This is a genomic window from Tahibacter aquaticus (assembly GCF_004363655.1).
Classification (GTDB): domain Bacteria; phylum Pseudomonadota; class Gammaproteobacteria; order Xanthomonadales; family Rhodanobacteraceae; genus Tahibacter; species Tahibacter aquaticus.
The window spans coordinates 118,094-136,693 of record NZ_SNZH01000009.1 but is presented as its reverse complement, the minus strand read 5'-3'; the positions used below and the strand labels follow the sequence as shown (position 1 = coordinate 136,693).

15 protein-coding genes are annotated in these 18,600 nt (G+C 66.5%); 13 read left to right on the top strand and 2 right to left on the bottom strand.

What is annotated here, in order from left to right:
* Nucleotides 1–92 precede the first annotated feature (92 nt).
* The 13 genes from DFR29_RS15610 to DFR29_RS15555 all read left to right on the top strand — a co-directional run bounded on the left by DFR29_RS15610 (nucleotide 93) and on the right by DFR29_RS15555 (nucleotide 16,037).
* Nucleotides 93–839, top strand: a complete 747-nt coding sequence (locus DFR29_RS15610; RefSeq protein WP_133819544.1) for a glucose 1-dehydrogenase — start codon at nucleotides 93–95, stop codon at nucleotides 837–839.
* A 299-nt stretch (nucleotides 840–1,138) separates the two neighbouring features.
* A complete protein-coding gene (locus DFR29_RS15605) occupies nucleotides 1,139–1,531 on the top strand; it encodes a BlaI/MecI/CopY family transcriptional regulator (protein WP_133819543.1) in 393 nt (130 codons plus the stop codon).
* Nucleotides 1,531–2,904, top strand: coding sequence for a M56 family metallopeptidase (locus tag DFR29_RS15600; RefSeq protein WP_243746078.1), 1,374 nt, complete (start codon nucleotides 1,531–1,533; stop codon nucleotides 2,902–2,904). The genes DFR29_RS15605 and DFR29_RS15600 overlap by 1 nt, the downstream gene beginning before the upstream one ends.
* Nucleotides 2,905–3,041: 137 nt before the next feature.
* On the top strand, nucleotides 3,042–4,904 hold the full coding sequence (locus DFR29_RS15595; protein WP_208113611.1) for a serine hydrolase domain-containing protein: 1,863 nt from the start codon (nucleotides 3,042–3,044) through the stop codon (nucleotides 4,902–4,904).
* A 35-nt stretch (nucleotides 4,905–4,939) separates the two neighbouring features.
* Entirely contained in the window at nucleotides 4,940–5,098 is a 159-nt protein-coding gene (locus tag DFR29_RS29215; RefSeq protein WP_166654124.1) for a hypothetical protein, read from the top strand.
* 468 nt (nucleotides 5,099–5,566) lie between these two features.
* The gene (locus DFR29_RS15590; RefSeq protein ID WP_166654123.1) at nucleotides 5,567–8,500 is read left to right on the top strand and encodes a TonB-dependent receptor; all 2,934 of its coding nucleotides are present in this window, start codon (nucleotides 5,567–5,569) and stop codon (nucleotides 8,498–8,500) included.
* A gap of 66 nt (nucleotides 8,501–8,566) precedes the next feature.
* Nucleotides 8,567–10,294 (top strand): IlvD/Edd family dehydratase, encoded by a 1,728-nt coding sequence (locus tag DFR29_RS15585; RefSeq protein ID WP_133819539.1) that lies wholly within the window; start codon nucleotides 8,567–8,569, stop codon nucleotides 10,292–10,294.
* Nucleotides 10,294–11,235 carry a 2-dehydro-3-deoxygalactonokinase gene (locus tag DFR29_RS15580; protein WP_133819538.1) on the top strand — a complete coding sequence of 314 codons (942 nt, stop codon included), beginning with the start codon at nucleotides 10,294–10,296 and terminating at the stop codon, nucleotides 11,233–11,235. Before DFR29_RS15585 ends, DFR29_RS15580 begins: the two co-directional genes overlap by 1 nt.
* Nucleotides 11,228–11,881 carry a 2-dehydro-3-deoxy-6-phosphogalactonate aldolase gene (locus tag DFR29_RS15575; RefSeq protein ID WP_133819537.1) on the top strand — a complete coding sequence of 218 codons (654 nt, stop codon included), beginning with the start codon at nucleotides 11,228–11,230 and terminating at the stop codon, nucleotides 11,879–11,881. Before DFR29_RS15580 ends, DFR29_RS15575 begins: the two co-directional genes overlap by 8 nt.
* A gap of 3 nt (nucleotides 11,882–11,884) precedes the next feature.
* Nucleotides 11,885–13,444 (top strand): sodium/sugar symporter, encoded by a 1,560-nt coding sequence (locus DFR29_RS15570; protein WP_133819536.1) that lies wholly within the window; start codon nucleotides 11,885–11,887, stop codon nucleotides 13,442–13,444.
* Nucleotides 13,445–13,453: 9 nt separating this feature from the next.
* Nucleotides 13,454–14,314, top strand: coding sequence for an SMP-30/gluconolactonase/LRE family protein (locus DFR29_RS15565; protein WP_133819535.1), 861 nt, complete (start codon nucleotides 13,454–13,456; stop codon nucleotides 14,312–14,314).
* Complete coding sequence (locus tag DFR29_RS15560; RefSeq protein ID WP_133819534.1) at nucleotides 14,311–15,066, top strand: FadR/GntR family transcriptional regulator; 756 nt, start codon at nucleotides 14,311–14,313, stop codon at nucleotides 15,064–15,066. The genes DFR29_RS15565 and DFR29_RS15560 overlap by 4 nt, the downstream gene beginning before the upstream one ends.
* The gene (locus DFR29_RS15555) at nucleotides 15,063–16,037 is read left to right on the top strand and encodes a Gfo/Idh/MocA family protein (protein WP_133819533.1); all 975 of its coding nucleotides are present in this window, start codon (nucleotides 15,063–15,065) and stop codon (nucleotides 16,035–16,037) included. Before DFR29_RS15560 ends, DFR29_RS15555 begins: the two co-directional genes overlap by 4 nt.
* 189 nt (nucleotides 16,038–16,226) lie before the next feature.
* Here DFR29_RS15555 and DFR29_RS15550 read toward each other — a convergent pair whose 3' ends face one another.
* Both DFR29_RS15550 and DFR29_RS30110 read right to left on the bottom strand, forming a co-directional pair.
* Nucleotides 16,227–17,585, bottom strand: a complete 1,359-nt coding sequence (locus DFR29_RS15550; RefSeq protein WP_243746073.1) for an aminotransferase class III-fold pyridoxal phosphate-dependent enzyme — start codon at nucleotides 17,583–17,585, stop codon at nucleotides 16,227–16,229.
* Nucleotides 17,578–18,588, bottom strand: a complete 1,011-nt coding sequence (locus DFR29_RS30110) for a phosphotransferase (protein ID WP_243746072.1) — start codon at nucleotides 18,586–18,588, stop codon at nucleotides 17,578–17,580. The genes DFR29_RS15550 and DFR29_RS30110 overlap by 8 nt, the downstream gene beginning before the upstream one ends.
* Nucleotides 18,589–18,600 lie beyond the last annotated feature (12 nt).

The window sequence follows — 18,600 nt, the reverse complement described above, 5'->3', positions numbered from 1 at the left end:
CGGCACTTGATAATCGCCTGTATAGTTCATAATTTACGAACTACGGAACTTAAGAACTTCCGTCTCCACCCAACTGACAGGATTTCCCGCTCATGAGCAAACTCGATTCCAAGGTCGCCCTGGTCACCGGCGCCTCCAAAGGCATAGGCGCCGCCATCGCCAAGGCACTGGCCGCCGCCGGTGCAGCGGTAGTGGTCAACTATGCGTCCGACAAGGCCGGTGCCGATACCGTCGTGGCCGCCATCACTGCCGCTGGCGGCAAGGCATTGGCCGTACAGGCCGACGTGACCAAGGCAGCCGATGGCCAGGCCCTGGTCGAAGCGGCGATCCAGCAGTTCGGCCGGCTGGACATCCTGGTCAACAACTCCGGCGTCTACAAATTCGGCGCCCTGGAAGACATCACCGAAGCCGACTTCCACCAGCAGTTCAACGTGAATGTGCTGGGCCTGCTGCTCACCACGCAGGCGGCGGCCAAGCACCTGGGCGAAGGCGCCAGCATCATCAATATCGGTTCCGTGGTCGCGCGCATCACGCCGGCAGGCAGTGCGGTCTACACAGGCACCAAAGGCGCCGTCGATGCGATCACCGGCGTGCTGTCGCGCGAACTCGGCCCACGCAAGATCCGGGTAAATGCCCTCAATCCGGGCATGATCGAGACCGAAGGCGCCCACAGCGCCGGCTTCATCGGCTCGGACTTCCAGTCCTGGGCGGTCAGCCAGACCCCGCTGGGCCGCATAGGCCAGCCGCAGGACATCGCCAGCATCGCCGTATTCCTGGCCTCGGACGATTCCTACTGGCTGACCGGCGAGCAGTTGCTGGCGGGCGGCGGCACGCGTTGAGCCATCCTCCCGCGGCGCGGCCACGGCCGTGCCGCGGGCAGTTGCTGCAGACTTCGGCCACGGCTGAAGCACTACGCCGCCTTACCTGAAACCCTGTTTCCGGGGAGGGTGCCGCGAGCGATGCGACATGCCTGCGTGCCAGCGCAACGAACCACCAGTCGCGCCGATCTCTGTTCCGGCCTGCGCATACGACGACGGCGCAGCCGCCGGCCATCACCGCATCTATGAATTCGTTAGTTGACAGCCGCCCGGTAGACGGACCATGCTGTCGTCAACTAAGGAATTAGGTGTTGTTCCGAATGGCCAGACCGCCCTCCGCGACCGTGACCGACGCCGAACAGGCCATCCTCGAAGTGCTATGGGAACTGGGCGAAGCCTCGGTACGCGAAGTCGCCGACCGCCTCTCGCTGCACAAGCCCGTGGCGTATACCACCGTCCTCACCATGCTCGGCGTGCTGCACAAGAAGGATCTCGTCACCTTCCGCCAGGAAGGGCGTGCGTTCATCTACAAGCCGGCCCTCACCAAGGACGACGTGCGCGACCGCGCCCTCGGCAACCTCGTGACGCAGCTGTTCGACGGCTCGCCCGAGATGCTGGCGCTGCATCTGTTCAAGCACCACGGCGTCGACGCGCAGAAGGTGCAGGCGCTGCGCGAGAAAGTAAAAGCCGCCAAGAACAAGAAGGGGGCGTGATGTCCGAACTGCCCTTCCTCGTGCTGGACTATGCGCTGCAGCACCTGCTGGCCAGCAGCCTGATCGCCCTTGTTGCTCTGCTGCTCTGCCGGACCACAGCCCTCTCCCCCGCGGCCAGGGCCAGGGTTCTGGCCGGCGCGCTGATGCTCTGCGTGCTCGGGCCGGCGCTTTTCCTTGCCCAGAGGCCAGGTGCGGCGGCTGTTGCGGTCTCCGCCACTGCTTCCGCCTCTGCTGACAGCGACGTCCCGGCAAAGGCGACCTGGCTTCCGCGCAGCATCGCGATCAGCCAGTCGACGGCTACGCTGCTGGTCGCGCTCTGGTTTGCCGGCGTGACATGGCAGCTGGGCCGGCGTGCCAAGGCCTACCTGGGTCTTCATCGGCTCATCGCCACATCGGTGCGGTCTCGCCGGCTGGAGCGCGACTATCGCCAGATGCTGCCCAAGGGCGTGGCCATCCATCTGTGTGCTTCGTTCGGTCCTGCAGTCGCAGGCACCCTGCGGCCGAAGATACTGCTGCCCGAACAGTTGGCCGCTACGCTGCCGGACGAGGCCTTGCGCGCGGTGCTGCTGCACGAAATCGCCCACATCCGCCGGCACGATCCGCTTGCACATGCTCTGCAGAAGATCGCCGAAGCGCTGTTCTGGTGGAATCCATTGATGCGCCGCTTGGGAGCGGCACTCGACACCGTCCGCGAGATCGCCTGCGATGTCGAGGCGTCGCGTTCGTGCGACACACCGACCGACTATGCGGACGCGCTGCTGACCGCCATCGAACACCTCGTGCCGCTGCGGGAGGCGCGCCTGGTTGCAACGCTCGGCGTCTCCGATGCCCTGCAGGCACTGGATCAGCGCATCAGCGGCATCATCGAAGAAAGACCGAAGCCCGGCCCCGCCGCCACGTTCGCGTGGGTAGTAGCGCTATTGCCGATGTATGCCGCCTGCATGGCCGTCGCCGCCGTCGCACCGGCGCTGACGCGCACGATGGCAGTCACCGCTGCGGCAGGACCGGCAACAACAGATGTCGCGGCAAGGCCCGCAACCGCTGCCGCGGCGGAACCGGCAACAACAGCCGCCACGGAAACGACCAGCGGGCTGTCCGGGGACCGCTACCAGCGCTCTGCCGCGAGGGCCAGTCATGACTACGACCTGGGCGCGACGGCGGCGAGCATCGCCTACCAGCGCCGGATTGCACAGCTCGATGGCATTGTGTCGAGCGATGTATACGACGAGCGCTTGTCGCAAATTCGCCAGGACTACGACGAGGCGATGTCCGCCACCCAGGCGAGATACACGCAAGCGATAACGCGGGCGGCAGAACGATTCGAGTCCGCACGACAGCCCGGCGACGCCGGCGCAAGCCCACTCCAGGAGTAAAGATCATGACATGTAGACGCCGGTGGCCAATGGCCGCCACGGGATTGCTTTGCCTTGCGCTTGCCGCAGCCGCAAGCGGCCAGTCCACACCGCCTGCCGCCAGCCTCGGCGAAACGGCATTGTCGGATAGCGCGCGCGTGCTGCAGAACGGAACGCGATTCGTGGTACCGAAAGGCTGGTCGATTCGCAACCAGGACGGCGCGGCCATCCTCGGCGCGCCGGAAGGCGATGCGCATATCGTGATCCGCGAAGGCGGTAGCGACGGCGCCGACGCGGCAGTCGCCGCCACCTGGGCAGCCTACCGGCCGGGTTTTGCGGCGACGGCGCAGGCAGCCGACCGGCCGGCCCGGGAAGGCTGGGACCAGACCCGCCGCTATCGCTACGAAAGCCCGGACGGCACGCGCAACCTGTTCGCCCTCGCCCTGCGCAAGGGCGAGCACTGGACAGTCGTGATCAGCGACCTCAGCGCAGCCGTCGCCGAACGCCGCGATGCGCAACTGGAGGTGATCTTCAACACGCTGCTGCCGCAGGGCTATACACGCGAGACCTTTGCCGGCCGGCCGGCACACCGCCTGGATGCCGCGCGCATCGCTCTGCTGACCGAACTGATCGAAACCGCGCGCAAGACGCTCGACATTCCCGGCGTCGCCCTGGGCCTGGTGCAGGACGGCAAGGTCGTCTTCGAAGGCGGCTTCGGTGTCCGCCAGATCGGCCGCGCCGCGCCGGTCGATGCCCGCACCCTGTTCAACATCGCCTCGAACGGCAAGGCGCTGACCACGCTGATGCTGGCCAGGCAAGTCGAAGCGGGACGCTTCGACTGGAATACGCCTGTAGCGTCGATCTGGCGCGAATTCCGCGTCGGCGATGCGGAAACGACCCGGCGTGTCGCAGTAAAGCACCTGATCTGCGCCTGCACAGGCATGCCGCGGCAGGACTACGAGTGGATGTTCGAAGGCGACCATTCGACCGCCGCATCGATGATGCAGCTGCTGTCCACGGCACAACCGACCAGCGAGTTCGGCGATATCTACCAGTACTCCAACCTGATGGCCGCGGCGGCCGGCTTTTTCGGCGGACACGTCCTCTATCCGCGGCGCGAGCTGGGCGCGGCCTACGACGCCGCGATGCAGCAGCTGGTTTTCGGTCCGCTGGGCATGAGCGCGACGACAGCGGATTTTCGCCGCGCGCTGGCGGGCAATCATGCCGCGGGACACGCTCCAGATATTCAGGGAAATGTGCGCATCGCGGGCCAGGGGCTCAATCGCGCGGCGATCTCGACGCGCCCTTCCGGCAACCATTGGAGCAACGTGCGCGACCTGCTGCGCTATGTGCGCATGGAACTCGCCAACGGACTGCTGCCCGACGGCCGGCGCTACATCGGCGAAGACGTCCTGCTGGCCCGGCGCGAACCGCAGGTGACGGAAGGACGCGACGAGTACTACGGCATGGGGCTGAAGATCGACCGGCAATGGGGCGTGCCGGTCATCCATCACGGCGGCACCGCGATCGGCTATCGCTCCGACATGATCTGGCTGCCGGACCACGGCGTCGGCGCCGTCATCCTGATCAATTCGGATAGCGGCTCCTTGCTGCGCTCGCTATTCCGCCGCCGCCTGCTCGAAGTGCTGTTCGACGGCCAGCCAGTGGCCTTGCAAGAACTGCTTTCCCAGGCCGGGAAAACGCAAAGCGCCGTGGCCGGACAGCGTGAGCAGCTGAGCATACCCGCCGATGCCGCTGCCGCAGGAAGACTCGCGCCGAGCTACCGCAGTGCTGAACTGGGCAGGCTCGACGTACGCCGCAAGAACGGCGTGACCCGTTTCGACTTCGGCGGCTGGAGCAGCGAAGTCGCGACACGGCCGAGCAAGGACGGCCGACTGACTTTCGTCACCATCGCGCCCGGCGAGGACGGTTTCGAGTTCGACGTCGCCGAGCGCGATGGCAAGCGCCGGCTGGTGGTCCGCGATGCGCAGCACGAGTACGAGTTCGTCGAAGGCCGCTGACTGCCTCGATTGCGACGGGCAGCGCCATCGAGACCTTGATCGTTGCCAGCACGGGCGGCCTTTCGGCCAACGCCAGCGAGCGCCTCGAACTGATGATCTCGCGCGACGGCTTCGAGGCCAATGGCGCTCAAGCGCAAGACGCTGCGGCCGAAGACGAGACCACGGCAGTGCGCAGCGCCTCAGGCAACGAATAACAAACCGCTGCTGCGTGTGCGCTGTACCAGAAACGCTGGCGCAGCGCACTTTTTCCACAAGAGCGGCAGGCCCCTCGTTGACGCGGCTGCTGCCCGCAATTCCGGCAACATCGCTGCGGCCATGACGCGCCGACACCGCGGACACCGGACAAGCGCAAGCCGCGACGTACAGCAGCGCTTGCGCGCCTGTCTGCCCAGTTGGCGAATTCGGCGAATCAGGCCGGCATGCCGCCGGATTCGGCCAATACATATATATGATTAATCGACGAGCATGCCCGGCACTGGGTGTGCAATCGCATCGCTGCCCGGCCGCTTCCGTCGACAGGAGCGAGCCGGCAGTCTCCGGCTGGCGTCGCAGCAGTCCTTGCCGGCCGCTACGCCAAAGCACCGCACACCCTCGATGCGCACTGCAGCACTCGCTGAAGACAGCGCGCCACCATGTGCAACACACCATCAGGGGATAGCTGTGTGAAAAACCTGCGCCAGAAATTCGCCATTACATCGCCTCGCCGCCTTCTCTTCCTGGCCCTGGGCCTGGGCCTGTCGTCCCTGGCCTATGCGCAGAGCAATACCGTCGGCTCCATCTACGGCTCGGCAAAAGCCGGCGCGACGATCAATGTGGAAAGTGTGGACACGGGGCAGAAACGCGAGGTGTCGGTGGATGCCAACGGCCGCTATCGCGTCAATTCGCTGCCTGCCGGCAAGTACCGCGTGTCCGGTTCCGCCGGCGGCGGCAGCGAAGACCAGGTGGTCACGGTCAGCCCCGGCGTCGGCACGGAACTGAACCTCGCCGCCGGCAGCCAGGAACTGGAAACCATCCAGGTGACTGCCGCCGCGGCAGCCAATCCCGTCGACGTGAGCAGCGTGGAACTGGTCAGCGTGATCCGTGCCGACATGGTCAACAAGCTGCCGGTGGCGCGAGATATCTCGTCGACCGCACTGCTCACGCCAGGCACCGTGCAGGGCGATTCCACGTTCGGCAACCTCGCCTCGTTCGGCGGCGCCTCGGTCGCCGAGAACGTCTACTACATCAACGGTTTCAACGTCACGAATATCCGCAACGGCATCCAGTTCACCCAGGTGCCGTACGAAGCCGTCGAATCGACCACGATCAAGAACGGCGGCTACGGCGCCGAGTTCGGCCGCTCCACCGGCGGCGTGATCGACATCACCACGCGGCACGGCACCAATCGCTGGGAATTCGGCGCGAACACCTACTGGCAGCCGAAGCAGCTCAGGGAAAGTTCGCCCAATGTATACTTTCCCGACGGACGCATCTACATCTACAACGAAGACGACGAGTCTTCCGAGCTGTACTACAACGCCTTCGCCAGCGGCCCGCTGATCAAGGACCGGCTGTTCATCTATGCCCTGTACCAGGGCAACACTGTCGAGACCAGCAACTACGCCAACGGCAGCGTGTCGCCGAACAAGCGCAAAGATCCGCTGGGGCTGTTCAAGCTCGACTGGATCATCGCCGACCGGCACCGCTTCGAACTGACCGCGCTGACCGACGAGCGCACGACCGACTACACCGCCTACAAGACCGCCGGCTACAGCACCCAGATCACCGGCAAGACCGGCACCGGCAGCACGACGCGCGGCGGCGAAAACTACATCGGCAAGTACACGGCCAACCTGACCGACGACTTCTCGCTGTCGGCTTCCTACGGCTACGGAAAATACAGCCAGGCAGATGCCTCTTCCGGCGGCAACTGCCCGTACGTAATCGATGCCCGCGGCGGCACTACGCAGAACCTCGGCTGCTGGGTCAGTTCCACCGCACCGAGCAGCGAAAATGCCGACACGCGCAAGGCCAGCCGCATCGATCTCGAATGGCATCTGGGCGATCATAGCCTGCGCGGCGGCCTGGACAACGAAACCATCCTCACGGTCAATGAAGTCGCGTTGTCCGGCGGCATCGGCTGGCGCTACATCGACGTGGTACCCGGTGCCATTTTGCAGAATGGCACGGCGGTACCCGTCGGCGTCACCCAGGCCGTGCGCACGCGCGTGCGCATCGAAGGCGGTTCGTTCGAATCGCAGAACACCGCGCAATACCTCGAAGACAACTGGCAGGTCACCGATCGCCTGCTGGCCTATATCGGCGTACGCAACGAGACCTTCGACAATCGCAACGACCTGGGCCAGTCCTTCATCAAGGCCGACCGGCAGATTGCACCGCGCCTGGGCCTGAGCTGGGACGTGAACGGCGACAGCAGCGCCAAGATCTACGGCACGCTGGGCCGCTATCACCTGCCCATTCCGACCAACATCAACTATCGCGTCGCCGGCTCGCTGACCGACCGGGCCAACTGGTACGTGTTCGACCCGGCCACCTCGCGCATCGACCCGGTGACCGGCGTGCCGACCAGCCTCGGCGCGCAGATCGGCGGAACCTATGCGTTCGCCAACGGCATCGCGCCCGATCCGCGCACGGTGGCGGCACAGAACATCCGCCCCATGTACCAGGACGAGCTGACCCTGGGCTACCAGCAGATGCTGTCGGACAACTGGTCGTTAGGCCTGCGCGGCGTGCACCGCCGCCTCAAGTCGATGATCGAGGATACCTGCCAGAGCGCCGGCATCGCGCGCTGGGCCGAGGACAACGGCTATACGAATTTCTCGCCCGACAGCCTGCCGCCCTGCATCCTGATCAATCCGGGTTTCGATGCCAGCCTGTATCTGGACATCAACGGCGACGGCAATCTCAGCGAGCACCTGGTACCGGCGCGGTACTTCGGCCTGCCCCGCGCCAAGCGCAACTACAACGCCCTGGAAGTTTCGGCGGAGCACGCCTACGCAGACAATTGGTACTTGCAGGCTTCGTATACCTGGTCGCGCAGCTACGGCAACACCGAAGGTTTCGTCCGCACCGACAACGGCCAGATCGACGCCGGCAACACCACGTCCTTCGACCGGCCCGGCCTGATGGACGGCGGCTACGGCGTACTGCCCAACGACCACCGCCATCTGCTCAAGGCACACGGCTTTCGCGATCTCAGCGACGAATGGCGCCTGGGCTTCAACTGGCGCTCGCAGTCGGGACGACCGCTCAACTGCTTTGGCGTGTACCCGGAAGACGGTGCCGATCCGGAAGCCGCCGGCTACGGCGCAGCATCGTTCTACTGCGGCGGCAAGCTGCAGCCGCGCGGCTCCAAGGGACGCATAGGCTGGACGCATAACCTGGACCTTGGCCTGCAGTACACACCGCGCTGGGGCGACGGCCGCCTGACCTTGTCAGCCGATGTGTTCAACGTGTTCAACTGGAACAAGGAGCTGGAGCGCCAGGAGACGGCCGAGACCGACGACCGCACGCCCAATCCCAGCTACATGCTGCCGCTCACCTACCAGGCGCCGCGCATGATCCGTTTCTCGGCCCGCTACCTGTTCTCGCTGTAACACGCGCTGCCAACGCGGCAATCCGGCAGGCACTGCCTGGCCGGATTGCCGTCCAACGGGATGGGTATGAGCGAAAAGAAGCAGCGGCGCAGCCAGCTCAGCTACGGCCCGCGCAACAAGGACGGCTTCATCCATCGCAGCTGGATGAAAAGCGAAGGGCTGCCCGACGATGTCTTCGACGGACGGCCGGTCATCGGCATCTGCAATACCTGGTCGGAACTGACGCCGTGCAATGCGGGCTTGCGCGAGATCGCCGATCACGTCAAGCGCGGCGTCTGGGAGGCTGGCGGCCTGCCGCTGGAATTCCCGGTAATGTCGCTGGGCGAGACGCAGATGCGTCCGACCGCGATGCTGTTCCGCAACCTGCTGGCCATGGACGTGGAGGAATCGCTGCGCGGCAACCCAGTCGACGGTGTCGTGCTGCTGGGCGGCTGCGACAAGACCACGCCGGCGCAGCTGATGGGCGCGGCCAGCGTAGACCTGCCGACCCTGGTGGTCTCGGCCGGGCCCATGCTCAACGGCAAATACCGCGGCCGCAATATCGGCTCGGGCACCGACGTCTGGAAGTTCAGCGAGGCCGTGCGCGCCGGCAGCATGCCGCTGCGCGATTTTCTTGCCGCCGAGCGCGGCATGTCGCGCAGCCCGGGGACCTGCATGACCATGGGCAGTGCTTCCACCATGGCCTGCCTGGCCGAGGCCATGGGTATCGCCCTGCCGTACAACGGTACGGCACCGGCAGTGGATGCACGCCGCCGTGTGATCGCCCACGAAAGCGGACGCCTGATCGTCGACCTGGTACAGCGCGACGTGCGCCTGTCGCACTTGCTCACGCGTGCCGCGTTCGAGAACGCGATCCGCGTGCTGGCCGCCATCGGCGGCTCCAGCAACGCCGTGCTGCACCTGCTGGCCATCGCCGGCCGCCTCGGCGTTGCCCTGCGCCTGCAGGACTTCGACGACCTGACCGCCACGGTGCCCCTGCTCGTCGACCTGCAGCCTTCCGGCCGCTTCCTGATGGAAGAATTGCACTATGCCGGCGGCCTGCCGGCGGTGATGCAGCAGCTGGCTCCGCTGCTCGATGCCGGCGCACCCGCGGCCGCCACCACGACCATCGAAGGCCACTACCGCGACGCCGAATGCTTCGACAGCGACGTGGTGCGTACCCTGGCCGAGCCGGTAAAACCGGTTGCCGGCATCTGGGTGCTGCGCGGCAATCTGTGTCCTGGCGGCGCGGTGATGAAGCCCAGCGCTGCCAGCGCCGCCTTGTTCCGGCATCGGGGGCGCGCCGTGGTCTTCGCCTCGATCGAGGATCTGCGTGCCCGCATCGACTCGCCCGATCTTGCCGTCGACGAACACAGCGTGCTGGTGCTGCAGGGCTGCGGACCACGCGGCTATCCCGGCATGCCCGAGGTCGGCAATATGCCGCTGCCGCGCAAGCTGCTGGAACGCGGCATCAGCGACATGCTGCGCCTGTCCGATGCGCGCATGAGCGGCACGGCCTTCGGCAGCGTCATTCTGCATGTGGCACCGGAATCTGCCATCGGCGGGCCGCTGGCCCTGGTGCGCGACGGCGACGAAATCGTGTTCGACGGCCCGGCGCGCCGGTTGGACCTGCTGGTTTCGCCCGAGGAAATGGCCGCCCGCGCCGCGCAATGGCAGGCGGCCAGCACAGACGCCGCGCCTGCCCGCGGTTATGCCCGGCTGTACGTAGACCATGTGCTGCAGGCAGACCAGGGCTGCGATTTCGATTTCCTGGTCGGCGGCAGCGGCAGCGCTGTCGCGCGGGAATCGCACTGATGGCCGCCGCGCGTTTTATCGCCGGCGACTGGGGCACCAGCCACCTGCGCCTGGCCCTGTGCGACGAGGACGGGCAGGTGCTGGCCGAAGCCGCCGGCCCCGGCGCGGCAGCCAGCAGCGGCCGTTTCGCCGCCGTCTTCGCCCAGGCCACTGCGCCCTGGGCGGAGTACGGGCCGCTGCCGGCGCTGCTGTGCGGCATGGCGGGCTCGCGCCAGGGCTGGGCCGAAGCGCCTTATCTGCGCTGCCCAGCCACTTTGCACTCTATTGCACAAACTAGCATTGTTGCGGATGCGCAAGGTCCGCGCATCCTGCCCGGACTGGCCTGTACGAATCGCCTGGACGCTGCAGATTTCCTGCGCGGCGAGGAAACCCAGCTGCTCGGTGCGCTCGCGCTGGAGGCAGACTTGCGCCAGGGAGAGCATCTCGTCGTAATGCCCGGCACACACAGCAAATGGCTGCAGCTGGCTGAGGCCCGGGTACACCACTTCCAGACCCTGGTCACCGGCGAAGTCTATGCAGCGTTGCACGGCCACAGCGTACTGCTAGATCCCGCGGCCGTTGCCGTCGACGACGGCCCGCTCGACAGCGGCTTCCTCTGCGGTCTGGAGCGGGCCAGGAGCACAGCGCAAGGCAGCCTGCTGGCGCAGCTGTTCGAATGCCGCGCGCGACGCCTCAGCGGCGAACTGGCCGACAGCGAAGCCGCAGCGTTCCTGTCGGGACTTCTGATCGGGCATGAACTCAGCCACGGTCTTGCCCAGTTCGCAGCGGCGCCGCACACGCCCCTCTGGCTTGTCGGCACAGCTGCACTCACCCGGCGCTACGCCTACGCGCTGTCAGTGTTCGGCATCGACGCCCGCTGCATCGACGGGAGCCAGGCCGCCATCGCCGGGCTGGCAACGGTGTTTCGCCAGCTTCGTGCGCAGGACTGCGGACATGGCTAATGCGATCGAGCGCGGCGTCATCGCCATCCTGCGCGGCGTTCGCCCCGAACGGGTGATACAGGCCGCCGAACTGTGCTATCGGCACGGCATCCGCGCGATCGAGGTTCCGCTGAATTCGCCGCAGGCCTTGACCAGCATCGAGCGTCTCGCCAGTCATGCCCTGCCCCGCTGCCGCATTGGGGCAGGCACCGTGTTGAACGTCGGCGAGGTGACCCAGGTACGCGCGGCGGGTGCCACCTTCATCGTCGCGCCCAACGTGAACAGCGCGGTGATTCGCGCGGCACTGGACCAGGGCCTGGGCGCCGTTCCCGGCTTTGCCACGGCCAGCGAGGCGTTCGCCGCCATCGCCGCCGGCGCCACACAGCTCAAGCTTTTCCCTGCGTCGAGCTACGGCCCGGCTCACCTCAGGGCACTGCAGGCAGTACTGCCGGCAGCGGTGAGGGTCTTTCCCGTCGGCGGCATCGGCGCTGCGGATTGTGCCCGCTGGCTCGACGCCGGCGCCGCCGGCCTTGGCTTCGGCTCGGAACTGTTCCGTCCTGGCGACGACGACGCGCAGCTGGAACAGCGCATCGGCACACTGATGCAGGCCTATCGCACCGCGCTGGGCATTCCCGGCGATCTCCCCCACCCTTTCGCTGCGGAGTAGGACATGCGCCTCTCGACCCTGGACGCCGTCATACTCGGCACATATGTAGTGACGATCTTCAGCCTCGCGCAGTGGGTTTCGCGGGAAAAGGCCGGGCACCGCAAAGATGCGCAGGACTACTTCCTGGCGGGCCGCAGCCTGCGCTGGTGGGCCATAGGCACCTCGCTGATCGCCGCCAACATCTCTGCGGAACAGATCATCGGCATGTCCGGCGCCGGCTATGTCATCGGGCTGGGCATCGCCTCCTATGAATGGATGGCGGCGCTGACCCTGATCCTGGTCGGCAAGTACTTCCTGCCGATTTTTCTAAATAACCACATATATACCATGCCGGAGTTCCTGCAGCGGCGCTACAGCCCCGCGGTGCGCACGGTGATGGCCGTGTTCTGGCTCGGGGTCTACGTATTCGTCAATCTGACGGCGATACTCTGGCTGGGCGCTACCGCCGTGCATACGGTGACTGGCCTGGACGTTACCTGGGCACTGCTGCTGCTCGGTGCGTTCTCCGGTGCGTATACGCTGTACGGCGGCCTCAAGGCCGTGGCGCTGACCGATATTGTCCAGGTCTGCCTGCTTATCGTCGGCGGTCTCGTCATCACCTGGCTGGCGCTGGACAAGGTGGCCGACGGCGCCGGCGTCATCGCCGGCCTGCAGCGCCTGTTCGAGCAGCATCCGGAAAAATTCCACATGATCCTGCCGTCCGACAGTCCCCACTACAAGGATCTGCCGGGACTCTCGGTACTGCTCGGCGGCCTCTGGGTGATGAATGTGTCCTACTGGGGGTTCAACCAGTACATCATCCAGCGCACGCTGGCGGCGCAAGACCTGCGCCAGGCCCAGAGCGGCATACTGCTGGCGGCGTTCCTCAAGCTGCTGATGCCGGTCATCATCGTGCTGCCCGGCATTGCCGCCGTCGCCCTGGCACCGCAGCTGGCCCGCCCGGACGAAGCCTATCCACACCTGATGGCGATGCTGCCGCCGGGCGTGCTCGGCTTGGTGTTTGCCGCCCTGGTCGCGGCCATCGTCGCGTCCACTGCCTCCAAGGTGAATTCGGTGGCGACGATATTCACCATGGACCTGTACCGGCCCTGGCGTCCGGCAACCTCGCCCGACCGCCTGGTCAACATCGGCCGCGGCTGCGCCATCGTGTCGCTGCTTATCGCCATGGCCAGCGCCCGGCCGCTGCTGGGCAGCTTCGATCAGGCCTTCCAGTACATCCAGGAGTTCACCGGATTCTTCACGCCGGGCATCTGCGTCATCTTCGTGCTGGGACTGTTCTGGAAGCGTGCCAGCGCTGCCGGTGCCCTGGCTGCGGCGATCGCCTCCGCGGTACTTTCCCTCGCCCTGAAAGTGCTCTGGCCGGCACTGCCGTTCATGGACCGGGTCGGCCTGGTATTCGTGGCCTGCACCGCCGTGGCGGTGCTGCTGTCCCTGCTGCGGCCGCAGGCCAGTGTCGCCCTGGTCGCGTATGGCGCCGGCGATTTCGCCACCTCGCGTTCCTACAATGCCGGCGCGGCCGTCGTGGTGGCGATCCTGCTCGCCTTGTATACGGTGTTCTGGTAGCGCCGGCCCATGCAGCCTGCCGGCATTCTTGCGGTCGGAAACAGCCTGGGGGAAGGCATTCTCTGGGACAGCCGCCGCCGCTGCCTGTGGTGGACCGACATCGCCGAACGCCGGCTCTACTGCCACGACAGCAGCGACAGGACAGCGGTTCTCGCACTGCCGGACCGTGCCGCCTCGCTGGCCCTGGTGCAAGGCAGTGGGCAACTGCTCGTCGCCTTCGCCCGCAGCCTGGCCCTGTTCGATCCCGCGGCGGGGCATATTGATACATTGTGGAATTTGCCAGGTTCTTCCGCGGGCGTGCGCCTCAACGACGGCCGCGTCGACCGCTCGGGACGCTTCTGGTGCAGCAGCATGGTGGAAGACGGCAGCGGCCTGGCCAAGGCCTGCCTGTACAGCGTCGAGCGCGGAATGGTGCGGCCGGTGCGTGACGGCGTGCATATCGGCAATGGCCTCGCCTTCAGCCTGGACGGCAGCACGCTGTACTTCGCCGACTCGGCCCGCCACACGCTATGGCGCTACCCGCTCGCCGACGGCGTGCTGGGCAAAGGCCAGGTATTCGCGCAGACGCCCGGCCACATCTTTCCCGACGGAGCCACCGTGGACAGCGAAGACTGTCTCTGGGTGGCGCACTGGGGCGGCGCCCAGGTCGTGCGCTATACGCCGGCCGGACGCATCGATCGCGTACTGGCGCTGCCGGTCACCCAGCCCAGCTGCGTCTGTTTCGGCGGCGCGCAGCGCGACCTGCTCTTCGTCACCAGCGCAGCGGCAGGACTGGCAGCGGACGTTCGCGCGCGGGAACCCCATGCCGGCGATGTTTTCGTCTATCGTGTCGGCGTTTCCGGTGTGGATGAACCCGAGTACCGCCGATGACCGACCGCCGCGACGGCAAGAACCTCACCCACAGCATCGTGCACGACCTGGGCACGGCCATCGTCACCGGCGTGTATTCAGACAAGCGCCCGTTTCCCACGGAGTCCGAGCTGTGCGGCGAATACCAGGCCAGCCGGCCGGTACTGCGCGAAGCAGTGAAGATGCTCACCTCGAAAGGACTGCTGGCCGCACTGCCGCGCCGCGGTACCTGGGTGCAGCCCGAAGCGCAGTGGAACCTGCTCGATCCGGATATTCTGGGCTGGATACTGGAGCGGAAGTTCTCCGCGCGCCTGCTGCAGGAATTCACCCAGGTCCGCGCCGCGGTGGAACCCGCCGCCGCGGCGCTGGCGGCACAGGTGCGCGACGACAGCCAGCTGCGTCCCATCGCGCAGGCCATCGAACGCATGCGTGCGGCAGCGCGCGGCGAAGACGATCCGCTGGAATCCGACATCGCCTTTCACGTCGCCATCCTGCGGGCGACGAACAACCGCTTCTACGCCCAGTTCACCGATCTGATCACCACGGCGCTGCGCTTCAGCATCCGCGCGACCAATCGCTACAAAGGCGTGCGCCAGGCCAGCATCCCCGATCACAAGTCCGTTGCCGACGCGATCATGGCGCACCGGCCCGAGGCCGCCGCCAAGGCCATGCGCAAACTGATACAGGAAGTGCTCGACCTTACCGCCGCGGCCCAGTCAAAACCTGCCGCAGCGCTGCGGCCTGCGCGGCGCCCGGCGCGCAGCACACGATGAACCGCATTGGCCTGGCCCTGGCCGGCGTGGGCAAGATCGCCCGCGACCAGCACCTGCCCAGCCTCGCCGCCAGCGATGCCTTCGCCCTCGTCGCCACGATCGACCCTGCCGCTGGCGTGGACGGTATTCCCGCCTATGCCGATCTCGATGCGGCACTGGACGCGCATGCACAAATCCAGGCTGTTGCTTTGTGCACACCACCCGCCGTCCGCGCGCCGCTGGCGCGGCAGGCCCTGCTGCGCGGCTGCCATGTACTGCTGGAAAAGCCGCCCTGCGTGCAGCCGCAGGAACTCGACGACCTGCGCCAGCTCGCGCTGCGCCAGGGCGTCAGCCTGTTTGCCGCCTGGCATTCGCGGTTTGCGCCGGCCGTGGACAGCGTCCGCGCGGCCTTGCGCCGGCAGACCGTCACCCGCGTGCAGGTGAGCTGGAAGGAAGACCACCGCATCTGGCATCCCGGCCAGGAATGGCTGTGGCGAGACGGCGGATTCGGCGTGCTCGACCCGGGCATCAATGCGCTGTCGATACTCACGCATATCCTGCCTGCACCGCTGGTCTTCGGGGACGCCGAGCTGGATTGCCCGCTGGACAGCCCCATGCCGGCAGCGGCACGCATCGGCCTGCGCTGCGCCGCCGCGCCTGTCGCGATGGAACTGGACTTCCTGCATGCCGGTGCGGCGTGCTGGAACATCGTCATCGATACGGCCCAGGCGCAACTGGTGCTGAGTCACGGCGGTGCCCGCCTGAGCATCGACGGACAGCCCTGCCCTGTGCCGCAACAAGGGGAATATGCGGCGCTTTATACCCATTTCGCCGCACTGATCCGCAGCGGCGCACACGACGTCGACGCAGCGCCGCTGGCCCTCGCCTGGGCAGCACTGCAGCAGGGCCAGCGCCGCACGCTGCAGATGCAGGTGCTGGTGAGCGTGGGTGGCAGCAGCGCGCCTGCTGTGCTGGACCTCGAACAGGCCTGAGGCCTGGGCAGGGGTGCGTTCCTGCGCAAGCCTCTTCGGCAGAATTGGGTGTTGCCCCGATGTCTGAATTTTTGCCCAAGTAGGCCGGGATAAGCTGCAGGCGCACTCCAGCCTACGTGGTTCCCAGGTGGCCTGTTGGCCTGTTGGCCTGTACGCAGCGGCCGAGGCGGGCAAGTGCGCCTGCTGGCGTCAGGCCGCCGCCGGCAGCCGGGCGAGCACTTCGGCCAGCTTGTGCAGAAACTCCGCAGCGTTGTCGCGGCTGAAAACCAGCGGTGGCTTGATCTTCAGCACGTTGTCGTCCGGCCCGTCGGTGGACAGCAGGATCTGCCGCTGTTTCATGGCTTCCACGATGGTTCTGGCGACGGCACTGTCAGGCGTTCGTGCGGCGCGATCCTTGACGATTTCCACGCCCAGGAACAGGCCGCAGCCGCGTACATCGCCGATCGGCTCGTAGTCCTGCTGCAGCGTACGCAGCCCTGCCTGCAGGAATTCTCCCACGCTGGCCGCCTGCTGCTGCAGCTGTTCGTCGGCGATCACGTCCAGCACCGCCAGCGCGATGGCGCATGACACCGGGTTGCCGCCGTAGGTGTTGAAGTATTCCATGCCGCTGACGAAGCTCGCGGCGATCTCCGGCGTGGTGACCACAGCACCCATGGGATGGCCGTTGGCGATGGGTTTGCCCAGGGTCAGGATATCGGGCACCACGCCTTGCCGCTGGAAGGCCCAGAAATGCTCGCCTGCGCGGCCGAAGCCAACCTGTACCTCGTCGGCCAGGCACAGGCCGCCGCTGGCGCGCACCGCAGCATAGGCCGCCGCAAGATAGCCGTCGGGGAGCACGATCTGGCCGCCGCAGCCCAGCAGCGATTCGCAGAGGAATACGCCGGTGCGCAGATCGCGCCCGGCCAGGCGCGCGACGGCCCCGGCGACGCCGCGCGCATAGTGCGCGCCGGCAGCCGCCGCATCGCGGCAGGGGCCGCGATAGGTGTCGGGCATCGGTGCAACTTCCACATGTGAAGGTTTTCCCGGCCCGCCTTTGCCGTTGAACTTGTACGGGCTCAGGTCGATCAGCGAGGACAGGTTGCCATGGTAGGCATGGTCGACGACGACGGTGCCCCGTGCACACACATGGGCCTGTACCAGCCGCAGCGCCAGGTCGTTGGCTTCGGAGCCGGAATTGGTCAGGAACACGACGGACAGTGCCGGCGGCAGGGTCGCGGTCAGGCGCAGCGCGTATTCGACCAGGTTGTCGTGCAGGTAGCGCGTGTTGGTATTGAGCAGCGCCATCTGGCGCTGGCCGGCCGCCACCACGCGGGGATGGCAATGTCCGACGTGGCAGACATTGTTCACCATGTCCAGATAGGCGCGACCATCGGCATCGAACAGCCAGGCGCCCTCGCCGCGCACAATCTTCAGCGGCTCGCGGTAGGACACGCTCAGCGTCGGGTTCAGATGACGCGCGCGCAGGCGCAGCAGTTCGTCGCTGCCGCGCGCAGGCACACTGTCCAGTACATTCGGCGTCAGCGGGCGGGAACGGCTAAGGTCACTCACTCGGTATCTCCGTCGCAGCCATGAGAAGTTCGCCCGCAGGCACGCTGTCGAGCTTGCGCAGCAGGGCGCGCACGCCGTCCTGCGAAACGAGGATATGCGGGTTGTCCGGCTGCTGGCGCAAGGCACGCGTAGCCATAAGGATGCTGTGGCACAGCCGCGCGACGATGAAAGCGTGCAGCGACTCACGCTCCGCAGGCAGCAGTTCGCCCTGCGACAGGTAACCGCGCAGAATATGCTGCGCGCACTCGACCGGGTCTTCTTCGTGCTGCATGGCATAGGTGCAGGCGATGGCCAGCTCGGCCAGGCGGAAGCCCGTACACATGTCGCCGAAGTCGATGACAGCAGTCACTTCGGCCTGTTCGCCGACGATGACATTCAGGTCGTTGGCATCGTTGTGCAGCACGCACAGCGGCAGGCGCCCCGCCAGCGACGGCAGCGCCGCGCAGAAGGCTGTCGCATGCCGCCCGACCATCTCGCGCAGCGGCGCATCGCCGATATGCACGACCTCGTCCAGCAGCGCCGGCAGGTTCAGCAGATTCCATTCCTGCGCGCGCTGCGCAGCGGGATGGTGCAGCGCGGCCAGCCCACGGTTCATGCAGGCCACCGCCCGGCCCAGGCTGGCCTGCAGCGCGCTGCGCTGTGCCCTGGGCAGGCCGGCGACTGCGTCGGCATAGGTTCTGCCGGGCACGTAGCTGAGCAGGCGAAGCTGGCGGCGCTCGCCATCGATGTCCACGCTGAGGATATGGCGCCCGTCCACGGCGGTCTGTACGCGCGGCCAGGCATAGCCGGGCTCGCTGCGCGCCAGCAGCATCATCGCCTGGTTTTCCAGGTCCAGATCGGCATGGCTCCAGCCGGCATTGGCCAGCTTCAGCACAAAGTCACCGTCGCTGCTGCGGATCAGGAAATTCTGGTCGGCATAGGAAGGAAGCGGCTTGATCGTGCCGCGGACCTGCCAATGCTGCCCGGCCAGATCGCCGGCTGCCTGAATGGCCAAAAGCTTCATGCCAACGATGCC